This is a genomic window from Limnohabitans sp. JirII-29, from assembly GCF_003063395.1.
In the GTDB taxonomy this organism is placed as follows: Bacteria; Pseudomonadota; Gammaproteobacteria; order Burkholderiales; family Burkholderiaceae_C; genus Limnohabitans.
Window position 1 is genome coordinate 213,548 of record NZ_NESB01000003.1, and the last position, 12,470, is coordinate 226,017.

Here is a 12,470-nt window from a genome sequence, read left to right on the forward strand (position 1 = left end):
CAAGACACATCATGACCCAGCCGACACACCCCACCTTTCAGAGCCCCGCCTTCACCTCACGCGTGGTGCCCGTCATCGTCATCACCCACCCCGACCAAGCCGTGCCCATGGCGCATGCCTTGCTCGAAGGCGGCGTGGATGTGATGGAAATCACCCTGCGCCACAGCGCAGGCCTGCCTGCCATTGAGCAAGTCGCCAAGCATGTGCCGCACATGCACGTGGGCGCCGGCACGGTCACCCGCGCAGACGAGATGGCGCGCGTGCAAGCAGCGGGCGCGAGGTTTGCCCTCTCGCCCGGCATGACCGACGCCTTGGTGCAAGCCGCCATGGCGTGCCGCTTGCCGTTCATGCCAGGCGTGATGACGCCCGGTGAGGTGATGGCCGCGCGCGACCATGGCTTCTCACTGGTCAAGCTGTTTCCCGCCGCTCAAGCCGGTGGGTTGGCCATGCTCAAAGCTTTGGCAGGCCCCTTGGGCGACATGCAGTTTTGCCCGACAGGTGGCGTGTCGCTGATGAATATGGGTGAGTTTTTGAAGCTGCCCAACGTGGCCATGGTGGGCGGCTCTTGGTTGACGCCACTGGATGTGGTGCAACGCGGGGACTGGGCCGAAATCACCCGCTTGGCACGTGAAGCCAGCAGCATCGCCAACGGCCTTTAAAGAACCCCTCTAAATTTGACGAAAATCTCTGCATGACCACCTTCGTCCCGCCACAACACCGCCACGCTTGGAAAGCGCTTCAAGCTCTGTCAGACAGCCCGCAACCGCACCTGCGCGATTTGCTCAAAGACCCCCGCCGTGTGGACCAATTCCACGCCAGTGGCGCTGGCATCACCCTCGATTACGCACGCCAACGCATCAACCCCGAGGTGCTGCAACAGCTCTTGGCGCTGGCCGATGAATCTGCCGTGATGGCCCAGGCCCAGGCCATGTTTCGCGGCGAGCCGATCAACACCACCGAACAACGCGCCGTGCTGCACGTGGCCCTGCGTGGCAGCCATGTGCCCAACCCGCCCTGGGGACCGGAGATTTCAAAACAAGTGGGGCAGGAACTGCTGCGCGTGTGCATGTTTGCCGAGAAGGTGCGCGAAGGTCAACTCAAAGGCCATGAAGGCGAGGCCATCACCGATGTGGTGAATCTGGGCATTGGTGGCTCAGACCTGGGGCCACGCATGACCACCGAAGCCTTGAGCCACCTCACGCGCGAGAGCTTCAAAAACAAGGTGCGGGTGCACTACGTGTCCAACGTGGACGCCTGGAGCCTGTACACCACACTGGCCACGCTCAACCCTGCACGCACCGCCTTTGTGGTGCAAAGCAAAACCTTCACCACCCAAGAAACCATGACCTTGGCCGCATCGGCCAAGCGCTGGTTGCTGGATGCGGGCTGCCCGCCAGACCAGTTGCACCAGCATTTGATTGCGGTCACGGCCAACCCCCACATCTCGCAAGCCCAAGGCTTCAGCGCTGAGCACACCTTTGGGTTTTGGGACTGGGTGGGCGGACGCTATTCGGTGTGGTCAGCCATTGGCCTGCCTTTGGCCATCTCAATTGGTGCCTTTGCCTTCCAAGACATGCTGCTGGGCGCGCGCGCCATGGACGAACATTTCATGTCTGCACCGGCACACCAAAACTTGCCCTTGCTGATGGCCTTGTTTGGCGTGTGGAACCGCAACTTCTTGGGCGCCAGTAGCCACAACATTGCGCCGTATGCGTCACCGCTGGGCAAGTTCGCCTCGTTCTTGCAGCAGATGGAGATGGAGTCCAACGGCAAGCGCACGCATGTCGACGGCAGCCCTGTCGAGGTGGCCACTGCCCCGGTGATTTGGGGCGGCCTGGGCATTGACGGTCAGCATGCCTACTTTCAGTTGATCCACCAGGGCAAGCACTTGGTGCCCATGGACTTCATTGGTCTGCGCACCGAACGCAGCCCGCTGCCTTTTGCTGCCGAACACCACCGTGTGGTGCTGCTGAACATGCAAGCCCAAGCCCAAGCTTTGGCCTTGGGCCGCACCCCCGAAGAAACCGTGCAAGCCTTGCGTGACAGCGGCATGGACGAAGCCGACGTGCAGCGCCTAGCCCCACACCGCAGCTACCCCGGCAATGTGCCCAGCACCACCATTTGGGTGGACGCCCTCACCCCCCGCAGCATGGGCGCTTTGATGGCCCTGTACGAACACAAGGTGTTTTGCCAAGCCGCCATTTGGGGCATTCATGCCTACGACCAATGGGGGGTTGAGTTGGGCAAAAAAATGGCCCAAGACATAGAAGCATCTCAGAACAAAGCCCCCGTCCACTGACTCAGTCCAGCCAAGAAAGCGCACATGCCACAACCCCCGGCCTCTGCCAAAACATCGACCAAAGCCCAGGCGCAAACCAAACGCAACGAGCAGCCCTTGGTCGAGGACATTCGGCTACTGGGACGCATCTTGGGTGATGTGATCCGCGAGCAAGAAGGGCGCGAAGCCTACGAGTTGGTCGAGCAGGTGCGCAAGTTGTCGGTGGCATTTCGAAGAGATGCCGACGCCGATGCCGACAAAGCGCTGAAAAAACTGCTGGCCTCACTCAGCGGTGAAGCCACGGTACGGGTGATTCGTGCATTCACGTATTTCAGCCACTTGGCTAATTTGGCCGAAGACCGACACCACATTCGCCGTCGTGCTGTGCACGAACGTGCGGGCCATACCCAAGATGGCAGTTTGTCGCTGGCGCTCAGCCGCTTGCGCGCTGCGGGCATTGCCCCCAAAAGCATTGTGCAAACCTTGGCGCACAGCCATGTATCGCCCGTACTCACGGCACACCCCACCGAAGTCCAACGCAAAAGCATCTTGGACGCAGAACGCGACATTGCCCAGTTGCTGGCCCAGCGCGATGACATCCAGTCAAGGGCTGGATGGCCACTGCACCGCCAGGCCAAACCCGACGCCTTGGCGGCACGCGAGCTGGCAGCCAATGAACAGCAATTGCGTGCCCGCGTGTTGCAGCTGTGGCAAACCCGTTTGCTGCGCTTCACCAAGCTCACCGTCGCGGATGAGATTGAAAATGCACTGAGCTACTACGAAGCCACGTTTTTGAGCGAAATTCCCAAGCTCTACGCAGACTTGGAAGCCGCGTTAGGCCATAGCCATGTGCACAGCTTTTTGCGCATGGGCCAGTGGATTGGTGGTGACCGCGATGGCAACCCCAACGTCAACGCCGACACACTGCGCTTTGCTTTGCGGCGCCAATGCGAGGTGGCACTGCGTCACTACCTGAGAGAACTGCATTTTCTTGGCAGCGAGTTGTCGATGTCGGCCATGCTGGTGAACATCACCCCTGAGATGCAAGCATTGGCTGAGCGCTCACCTGACACCAATGCGCACCGCCAGGACGAACCCTACCGCCGCGCCTTGACGGGCATGTATGCCCGCTTGGCTGCCAGCCTGAAAGACCTGACAGGGGGCGATGCGGCCCGCCACGCCGTAGCACCCCAAAACGCTTACGCATCGGCGCAAGAACTCCTGGCCGATCTGCACACCATCGCCCATTCATTGCAAGCGCAGCACGGCAGCGCGTTGATGGCCCAACGTCTGACCCCGTTGATGCGTGCTGTTGAGGTGTTTGGCTTTCACCTCGCCACGGTGGACCTGCGCCAAAGCTCGGACCAGCACGAACAAGTAGTGGCAGAACTGCTAGCCACCGCAGGTGTGCAGGCCTATTACCGCCAACTCGACGAAGACGCCCGTGTGGCTGTGCTGACACAGTTGCTGCACGACGCACGCCCCTTGCGCGTGATGGGCGCAAGTTACAGCGCCTTGACCATGAAAGAACTAGCGATTTTTGAGACCGCGCGTGAGATGCGCAAAACCTTTGGTGCAGACGCCATTCGCCACTACATCATCAGCCACACCGAAACCGTGAGCGACTTGCTGGAAGTGCTGTTGCTGCAAAAAGAAACAGGCTTGATGCGCGGCACCCTGGGCAGCCCAACATCCACCTGCGACTTGGTGGTGGTGCCGTTGTTTGAAACCATCGACGACTTGCGTCGCGCTGCCGACATCATGGGCGGCTTGTATGGCGTGGCCGGTGTGGCTGGATTGGTGCAACGCAGCGGGGCTGAGCAAGACATCATGCTGGGCTACTCGGACAGCAACAAAGATGGCGGCATCTTCACCAGCAACTGGGAGCTGTACCGCGCGGAAATGGCCTTGGTCGAATTGTTTGACCAACTGTTCAAGCAGCACGACATCACCTTGCGCATGTTCCATGGTCGAGGCGGCACGGTGGGACGCGGCGGTGGGCCGAGCTACCAAGCCATTTTGGCCCAGCCACCGGGCACGGTGCGTGGGCAAATTCGCTTGACCGAACAAGGCGAGGTGATTGGCTCGAAATACGCCAACCCTGAAATTGGCCGACGCAACTTGGAGACTCTGGTTGCCGCCACACTGGAAGCCACCCTGCTGCAAGCCACGAAGTCAGCACCCCAAGTTTTTCTGGACGCAGCACAACACTTGTCCGAAGCCAGCATGGCGGCTTACCGTGGCTTGGTATACGAAACACCGGGCTTCACTGAGTACTTTTTTGCGGCTACGCCGATCCGTGAAATTGCCGAACTCAACATAGGCTCACGTCCGGCAACGCGCCCCAAAGACGGTCAAAGCGCACCGCGTATCGAAGACCTGCGTGCCATTCCATGGGGATTCAGCTGGGGCCAGTGCCGTTTAACCCTGCCTGGTTGGTTGGGCTTTGGTTCCAGCGTGGACCAGTTCATTCACCACCACCCACGACTCAAACCCAAAGAGGCTTTGGCCTTGCTGCAAAAAATGCAGCGGCAGTGGCCGTTCTTTCGCTCGCTGTTGTCCAACCTGGACATGGTGCTGGCCAAAAGCGACTTGGGGCTGGCTTCGCGTTATGCCGATCTGGTGCCTGATACACGTTTGCGCAAAAAGATTTTTGCGCTGATCGAAGCCGAATGGCACCGCACCTCGCATGCCTTGAGGTTGATCACCGGTGAAAAACAACGCTTGGTCAACAACGCGGCGCTTGAGCGCTCGATGCGTCACCGGTTCCCCTACATCGACCCGCTGCACCATTTGCAGGTGGAGCTGATTCGCCGCTACCGTGAAGGCAAACGCCCGCAAGACCGCGACGAGCGGGCCCAGCGGGGTATTCACATTTCGATCAACGGCATTGCAGCAGGTTTACGCAATACCGGTTGAGGCTGGGCTCACTTCTTAGCGCGCAAGCGTGCCAACTCAGCTTGTGTGTCGCGCCACAGGTCCATGCCAACACTGGTGGCGATGCTGGCATTGACGTGGGTCAGCTTGTCGCGCATACGAGCTGCTTCTGACGCGGGCAGTTCGTTGATTTGCATGCCTTTGGCTTTCAAGTCAGACAAGGCCTTGGCCGCTTCTTCACGGGTGTCTTTGCGTTCAAAGTCGCGGCTGACAAGGGCGGCATCGGCCAAGATTTTTTGTTCGGCCTTGCTCAAGCCGTCCCACCATTTTTTGCTCACCGTCACCACCCAGGGGCTGTAGACGTGGTTGGTGATGCTGAGGTACTTTTGCACCTCGTAGAACTTGCTCGACAAGATGGTGTTGTAGGGGTTTTCTTGGCCATCTACCGTGGCGGTTTCGAGCGCACTGAACAACTCAGAGAAAGGCAGCGGCACAGCATTGGCGCCCAACAACTTGAAGCTGTCGAGGTACACGTTGTTTTGCATCACGCGCAGCTTGATGCCGTTCATGTCTTCTAGCTTGTTGACAGGACGTTTGCTGTTGGTCAGGTTGCGAAAGCCGTTTTCCCAATAGGCCAAGCCCACCAAACCTTTGTCTTGGAGCTTGTCCATGACTTTGCTGCCAATCGGGCCATCGAGCACCGCATCGGCTTCTTTGGCATTGTTGAACAAGAACGGGGTGTCCCACAAAGCCATTTCTTTGGTAATGCCAACCAAGGTGGCGGTAGAGCCCACCATCATTTCTTGCGCGCCGCCAATCAAGGCTTGTTGCATTTGGGTGTCGGGGCCCAATGCCGCAGCGCCAATGGCGCGAATTTTCATTTTGCCGCCGGAGGCTTTTTCGACCTGCTCGGCAAACACCTTGACCGCACGGCCTTGGTTGCTTTGCTCGTTCAAGCCGTAGCCAAAACGAATCAAACGTGGCTTGATGTCTTGAGCCATCAAGGCGCCAGACGCGGCCAGCGTGGTGATGACCATGGCGGCCACGAAGGTACGACGAAGGGTGTTCATGCGAGTCTCCTGGAAGGGGTAGGTTTTGAAAAATCTCATCCGTTACGGTCAGCGCATCCACTGCACGGGCAACGTCACGATCTGCGGGAAAAGAACAAAGGTGGTGAGGATGATCAAGTAGGTCACCAAGAAAGGATTCACCCCCTTGATGACTTGATGCATGGACAAACGCCCCACCCCCGCCACCACGTTGAGCACCGTGCCCACGGGAGGGGTGATCAAGCCGATCGCGCCGTTGAGCACGAACATCAGGCCAAAGTACACCGGGTCAATGCCCGCCTTCACAGCAATGGGCAGCATGACGGGCGCAAAAATCAAAATGGTGGGCGTCAAGTCCAGAGCAGTGCCGATGATCACCAAAGCCACCATCATCACGGCCATCAGCAGACGCGGGCTTTCCACCAGCGGACCCAACCAGCCGGTCAACACGGTCGGCAGATCGGCCAAGGTGATCATGTAACTGGCCACTTGGGCACCCGCGCACAGGAACATCACCACAGAGGTGGTTTTGGCCGCTCGCACCAGCACTTCGTGCACTTCGGCCAGCTTCATTTCCCGGTGTACCAACAGCGCCACGATCAGCGCATAAAACGCGGCCACCACAGCAGCTTCCGTGGGGGTGAAGATGCCCGACTTCATGCCGCCGATGATGATGAGAGGCATGAGCATGGCCCAGAAGGCTTTGCGGGTGGCGTTCAAGCGCTCTTTGAGTGACAGCGGCTCGCCCTGGGGCAAGTCGATGCGACGCAGCTCTAGCTTCCACGCGAAGATCAGCCCCACGCCCATGATCAAACCTGGCACGATGCCTGACAAAAACAGCGACGAGATGGAGGTGTTGGTGGTGACGCCATAAATCACAAATGGCATCGACGGTGGAATGATGGGGGCGATGATGCCGCCCGAGGCAATCAAGCCTGCCGAGGTGTGCATGGGATAACCCTGGCGCTTCATCATGGGCAACAAGATAGTGGCCAAGGCGGCTGTGTCGGCCAGGGCCGAGCCACTCATGCTGGCCATCAACACCGCTGCACCAATGGCCACAAAACCCAGACCACCTCGGATGTGCCCCACCCAGGCCTGTGCCATGTCGATGATGCGACGGCTGATGCCCCCGCTGTTCATCAACTCACCAGCCAAGATGAAAAAGGGCACCGCCAACAACGGAAAACTGTCCACCCCTGCCACCAGGTTTTGGGCCAGCAACTGGGTGTCCCAAAAGTCGAGCGTCCAGGCCATGCCTGCGCCTGTGAGAACCAAGGCAAAGGCCATGTTCAGGCCCATGCCCATGAGCAGCAACATGCCACCCGAGAAAACAACGAAAGCTTGTGCTTCTGCGGTCATGCTGCTTACTCCACATCCACGCCGTGGTCAAAGTCCATCGGCTTGTTTTGAATCAATTCTTTGCCTGCCATCAGGCCAATGGCCAGTGACGACAGCAAGACGGGCAATGGCAGCAAGGCACTGGAGTAGCCCAGCACCACCGATTGGCTGTCCATGCCCACCACCACTTGTTGCCATGCACCATGGCCCAGCAACACGCACGTCAGGATGACCAAGATACGGATGAGAACCGTCAAACACGCCATCACGCGTGGGCGGTTGCGAAAACTCGCCACCACACTGGTAAAGGCCATGTGTTCACCTGCCGGGTAAGCCGAAGTGGCACCGATGAACACCATCCAGACAAACAACAAACGCGACAGCTCTTCACTCGCTGCGATGCCGCTGCCAAACCCATAGCGCAACACCACGTTGAAAAAGACAGCGACGCTCATCACGCCCAAGCAGGCCGCCATCAAACCTTGCACTAGTTTTTTCATACCAACTCCTTGCTCTACAGCCAGCTGCACACGTGTTCTCGCAATTGCGCCAGAGACTCGCAGGCATCCAATGTCAAAACCCCTGTCTCTGCGACGGGTGACTCAAGATCAGCAAACTGACTGTCCACCAGATTGGCGTTGAAGTAGTGGCTGGCTCGTTGTGTCACGCGCGCACGTGCTTGCTCTTTGGTCAAAGTCAGGTGTGCAAACAACAGCGCAGGTACGGCTTGGCGCAAGCGGTCACGGTAGGCTTTCTTCAACGCGGAGCAAGTCAACACGGTGTTGCTGCCACGTTGTTCCAACGCTGCGGCCAACGCATCGAGCCAACCTGTGCGGTCGGCATCGGTTAAAGCCACACCTTGACGCATTTTGTCGACATTGCTGGGAGGATGAAACTCATCGCCTTCCACCAATTGCCAGCCCAGTTGTGCAGCCACAGCGGCACCTAAGCTGGATTTGCCGCAACCGGCCACGCCCATGATCACCAAGGGTCCGTTCATGTCATCTCGCATTTGGATAGCGCTATCCCATTTTGTTAAAAAGAAAGAGTCATGCATGGGAAGAACTGTTTGCATCACTCTTGGATAGCGCTATCATAAAGAGGCTAATCCATCGTCATACCCGTAAAAACCCTTATCTCTTATGGTCAGCAAAACTCCGCGATCAAGAGCCACAGGCCGCATCACCCTGGCAGATGTTGCACATCTTGCAGGGGTGAGCCCCATCACGGTGTCACGCGCTCTACGGGGAGAACGTGCGGTGGGAGATGACTTGACGCAACGGGTGAAAAAGGCAGCGCAGCAACTGGGCTACAGCCCCGACCCAGCTGCACGCGCCCTCGCCTCACGCCACAGTGACCACGTGGCGATGCTGATCCCGATGCTGTCGAACAACTTGTTTGTGGACGTGCTGGAAGCCGCCCAAGGGGCTTTGCGCGCAGCAGGCTACCAAACCTTGATGGGCGTGACGCATTACGACACCCGCGAAGAAGAGCAACTTTTGCGCGAGCAGTTGCAGCACCGTCCAGCAGGGGTGTTGCTCACAGGACTGGACCACAGCGACATGGCGCGCGAGCTGATTGCGAAAAGCGGAGTGCCCTGCGTACACATGATGGAGTTGGCTCAAAGTCCGGAGGTCTACAGCGTGGGGTTTTCACAAACCGACGCGGCCAGGACCATGACCCAACACCTGCTGTCACGGGGTAAGAAGCGCATTGCATTTGCAGCGGCACAACTTGACCCACGCACATTGCAACGCTTGGACGGATGGCGCGCTTGTCTCTCAGCCGCAGGCCTGCATGACCCCTGTTTAGAGTGGCTCAACCCGGCCCCTTCATCCATGGCATTGGGCAGCCAGATGTTTGAGCAGATGTTGCAAGCCGATGTCGGCATTGACGCGGTGTTTTTCTGTAACGATGACTTGGCACAAGGCGCCTTGTTGGCCGCGCCTCGTCTGTCGGTGGCAGTCCCTGACCGTGTGGCCATTGCCGGATTCAACGACCTCACCGGCAGTGCCTTGATGTGGCCTGCTCTGACCACCATCCGCACCCCACGCCGAGACATTGGCCAAGCTGCCGCGCAGATGCTGCTGTCTTTGATGAAGGGGGAAGAAGTGCCAACCCCGCACATCAACGTTGGTTATGAATTGATCGTGCGTGACAGCACCTGAGAAACCGGGTGTTTACACTCAGGGCCCATGACGACATCCAGCGCGACCCCCTCTCAACGACTGGCCAACAAGGTCAGCATCATCACCGGCGCAGCCCAAGGCATTGGGTTGGCCACCGCCCTCAAATTTGCCCGTGAAGGTGCCATCGTGGTGGTCTGCGATGTCAAGCAAGCCGCTGTGGATGCGGCGGTGGACGAGTGCCGGGCCTTGGGCGCGCAAGCGAGTGGGTATGTGGTGGATGTGACCCAACGTGACATGGTGGATGGCATGGTCCAAGCTGTGCTAAGCCAATATGGCCGCATCGATGTGTTGGTCAACAACGCAGGTATCACCCAAGATGCACGCTTACAAAAGATGACGCTGGAACAGTTTGACCGGGTGATCGATGTCAACTTGCGTGGCGTCTTCCACTGCGCTCAAGCGGTCACCGACGCCATGGTGGCCCAAGGCAGTGGCGTGATTTTGAATGCCTCTTCGGTGGTGGGTATTTACGGCAACTTTGGGCAAACCAATTACGCAGCCACCAAGTTTGGCGTGATCGGGTTCACCAAAACCTGGAGTCGTGAATTGGGGCCCAAAGGCATTCGCGTCAATGCCGTAGCGCCTGGCTTTGTGGCCACGCCCATTTTGTCGACCATGCCCGAGAAAGTGATTGAAGACATGGTGCACCGCGTGCCACTCAAACGTTTGGGACAGCCCGAAGACATCGCCAATGTCTACGCTTTCTTGGCCAGCGATGAGGCGGCCTACGTGAACGGTGCGGTGCTTGAAGTGTCAGGCGGTATGACGGTATGAGTGAGACACCTGAACTGCGCCCTGGCCCTCGCTCTAAAACCGACCTGTTCATCTCGTTCACCTTGCTGGCATTGCAAGGCTTTGGCGGCGTGTTGTCGGTGGTGCAACGCGAACTGGTGGAAAAAAAGAAATGGTTGACCACCGAAGAGTTTGTGGAGGACTGGGCCGTCGCACAAATTTTGCCTGGCCCCAATGTGCTCAATTTGTCACTGATGATTGGCGGTCGCCACTTTGGCTTGCAAGGCGCGTTGGTCGCCTTGGCGGGCATCTTGTGCGTGCCCAGTTTGCTGATCTTGGTGATTGCCGTGTTGTATGCCGGCATTGAACACAACGTGGCTGCACAAGGTGCTTTGCGAGGCATGGGCGCGGTGTGCGTGGGCCTGATTCTGGCGACTGGCCTGAAGATGACGCCAGCCCTCAAAAGCAACCCAATGGGGCGCACCACATGTGCCATCCTGGGGGTCATCACCTTCATCGCTGTGGCTTTGCTGCGCGTGCCACTGGCCTGGGTGTTGCTCACCCTGGGCCCCTTGGCCAGCGTGTGGGCTTGGCGACAACTGAAACAACGAGGTGCAGCATGAGTTCAACCTTGTCGATGCTGGACTGGTGGGCCTTCTTCTCGCACTTTGCGTCTTTGTCGCTACTGGCTATCGGTGGCGCGATCAGCACCGCACCCGATATTCACCGCTATGTGGTGGACGAACAGCATTGGCTCAACGACATCCAGTTCACCTCCTCCATCGCTTTGGCACAAGGTGCGCCGGGGCCCAATGTGCTGTTCATTGGTTTGATTGGCTGGAACGTGGGCCTGAATGCGGGCGGTGGCTTTGCCTCTGGCTGGACGGGAATCTCGTTAGGACTGTGGGGCATGCTGCTGGCCATGCTCGGAATGCTGCTGCCCTCGACCACGCTGGCCTACTTTGCGTCACGCTGGGGGCACCGCAACCGTGACCTGCCTGCGGTGCGATCGTTCAAGGCTGGCATGGCACCGATCGTGATTGCCCTGTTGCTGTCGACAGGATGGCTGCTGACCGGTAGCCACGACAATCCGGCCCAAAATTGGCCGATGTGGCTGCTCAGCGCTGTGACGGCCTTGGTGGTGTGGAAAACCAAAACCCATTTATTGGTGTTGCTGGCCATCGGCGCTGTGTTGGGCGCCCTGGGTTTTGTTTAAAGCGCGTTAACCGCGTTGGCGGCGTGCTTCGTACAAGCAAACACCGCTGGCGACCGACACGTTCAAACTCTCCACAGCGCCCTTCATAGGAATGCTGATGAGTTCGTCGCAGGTCTTGCGTGTGAGCTGACGCATGCCATCCCCCTCTGCACCCAGCACCAAAGCGGTGGGGCCTTTGAGATCCACTTGGTACAAGGTTTTGGGCGCGTCATCGCTGGTGCCAATGATCCAAATATTGCGCTCCTTGAGTTCGTTCAAGGTACGTGCCAAATTGGTCACCATGAAATACGGCACCGTCTCTGCCGCGCCGCTGGCCACTTTCGCCACCGTGGCGTTGATGCCCACTGCGTGGTCTTTGGGGGCGATCACGGCATGCGCACCGGCACCATCGGCCACACGCAAACAAGCACCCAGGTTGTGAGGGTCGGTCACGCCGTCGAGCACCAAAATCAACGGAGCCTCAACTGGCTCTATTTTTTCCAGCAATTCGTCCAGCGAATGCACCACAGCCAATGGGCTCACACGTGCAGCGACTCCCTGGTGGCCATGGCTACCAGCCAGTTTGGCCAAACGCAGGCCATCGGCTTCGATCAAGCGCGCACCGGCCTCGTTGGCACGCTCCAAAAACTGCCGCATGCGCGCATCGCGCCGTGTCGGCTCGTAGTAAATCTCGATGATGGATTGCGGTGCGGTTTTGAGGCGCACACCCACGGCATGAAAGCCGAACAGAACTTTGGGGGAAGAAGACATGTGGGGATTATCCCTTGCGGCGTTGACACGCCAGCATG

General features: G+C 58.6%; 12 protein-coding genes. 7 read left to right on the forward strand and 5 right to left on the reverse strand.

Annotation, left to right across the window (positions count from 1 at the left end; all coding sequences use genetic code 11):
• Positions 1–11: 11 nt before the first annotated feature.
• Genes eda through ppc form a run of 3 tightly spaced genes read left to right on the forward strand, consistent with a single transcriptional unit; the run spans position 12 to position 5,197 of the window.
• A complete protein-coding gene (gene eda / locus B9Z39_RS06120) occupies positions 12–659 on the forward strand; it encodes a bifunctional 4-hydroxy-2-oxoglutarate aldolase/2-dehydro-3-deoxy-phosphogluconate aldolase (RefSeq protein ID WP_108301064.1) in 648 nt (215 codons plus the stop codon).
• Between the two features lie 32 nt (positions 660–691).
• The gene (gene pgi, locus B9Z39_RS06125; protein ID WP_108301065.1) at positions 692–2,299 is read left to right on the forward strand and encodes a glucose-6-phosphate isomerase; all 1,608 of its coding nucleotides are present in this window, start codon (positions 692–694) and stop codon (positions 2,297–2,299) included.
• A gap of 24 nt (positions 2,300–2,323) precedes the next feature.
• The gene (gene ppc, locus B9Z39_RS06130; RefSeq protein WP_100144994.1) at positions 2,324–5,197 is read left to right on the forward strand and encodes a phosphoenolpyruvate carboxylase; all 2,874 of its coding nucleotides are present in this window, start codon (positions 2,324–2,326) and stop codon (positions 5,195–5,197) included.
• 8 nt (positions 5,198–5,205) lie between these two features.
• On the opposite strand, the gene B9Z39_RS06135 is transcribed toward ppc, so the two are convergent.
• From B9Z39_RS06135 to B9Z39_RS06150, 4 genes are read right to left on the reverse strand one after another with little or no spacing between them, the layout of a single operon-like run.
• A complete protein-coding gene (locus B9Z39_RS06135) occupies positions 5,206–6,225 on the reverse strand; it encodes a TRAP transporter substrate-binding protein (protein ID WP_108301066.1) in 1,020 nt (339 codons plus the stop codon).
• 48 nt (positions 6,226–6,273) lie between these two features.
• Positions 6,274–7,566: a TRAP transporter large permease gene (locus B9Z39_RS06140; RefSeq protein WP_100144998.1), complete on the reverse strand. Its 1,293-nt coding sequence runs from the start codon at positions 7,564–7,566 to the stop codon at positions 6,274–6,276.
• A 5-nt stretch (positions 7,567–7,571) separates the two neighbouring features.
• Complete coding sequence (locus B9Z39_RS06145; protein ID WP_100145000.1) at positions 7,572–8,045, reverse strand: TRAP transporter small permease subunit; 474 nt, start codon at positions 8,043–8,045, stop codon at positions 7,572–7,574.
• Positions 8,046–8,059: 14 nt separating this feature from the next.
• Entirely contained in the window at positions 8,060–8,545 is a 486-nt protein-coding gene (locus tag B9Z39_RS06150) for a gluconokinase (protein ID WP_233248929.1), read from the reverse strand.
• 142 nt (positions 8,546–8,687) lie between these two features.
• Between B9Z39_RS06150 and B9Z39_RS06155 the strand changes: the two genes are divergently transcribed.
• Genes B9Z39_RS06155 through B9Z39_RS06170 form a run of 4 tightly spaced genes read left to right on the forward strand, consistent with a single transcriptional unit; the run spans position 8,688 to position 11,682 of the window.
• Entirely contained in the window at positions 8,688–9,713 is a 1,026-nt protein-coding gene (locus tag B9Z39_RS06155; RefSeq protein WP_108301067.1) for a LacI family DNA-binding transcriptional regulator, read from the forward strand.
• 27 nt (positions 9,714–9,740) lie between these two features.
• Positions 9,741–10,508 carry a 3-oxoacyl-ACP reductase FabG gene (gene fabG / locus B9Z39_RS06160; protein ID WP_100145004.1) on the forward strand — a complete coding sequence of 256 codons (768 nt, stop codon included), beginning with the start codon at positions 9,741–9,743 and terminating at the stop codon, positions 10,506–10,508.
• The gene (locus tag B9Z39_RS06165; RefSeq protein ID WP_100145006.1) at positions 10,505–11,089 is read left to right on the forward strand and encodes a chromate transporter; all 585 of its coding nucleotides are present in this window, start codon (positions 10,505–10,507) and stop codon (positions 11,087–11,089) included. Before fabG ends, B9Z39_RS06165 begins: the two co-directional genes overlap by 4 nt.
• Entirely contained in the window at positions 11,086–11,682 is a 597-nt protein-coding gene (locus B9Z39_RS06170) for a chromate transporter (protein ID WP_100145008.1), read from the forward strand. Before B9Z39_RS06165 ends, B9Z39_RS06170 begins: the two co-directional genes overlap by 4 nt.
• Before the next feature lie 6 nt (positions 11,683–11,688).
• Here the strand turns inward: B9Z39_RS06170 and rlmB are convergent, their stop codons facing one another.
• The gene (rlmB, locus tag B9Z39_RS06175; RefSeq protein ID WP_100145010.1) at positions 11,689–12,432 is read right to left on the reverse strand and encodes a 23S rRNA (guanosine(2251)-2'-O)-methyltransferase RlmB; all 744 of its coding nucleotides are present in this window, start codon (positions 12,430–12,432) and stop codon (positions 11,689–11,691) included.
• Positions 12,433–12,470: the final 38 nt, after the last annotated feature.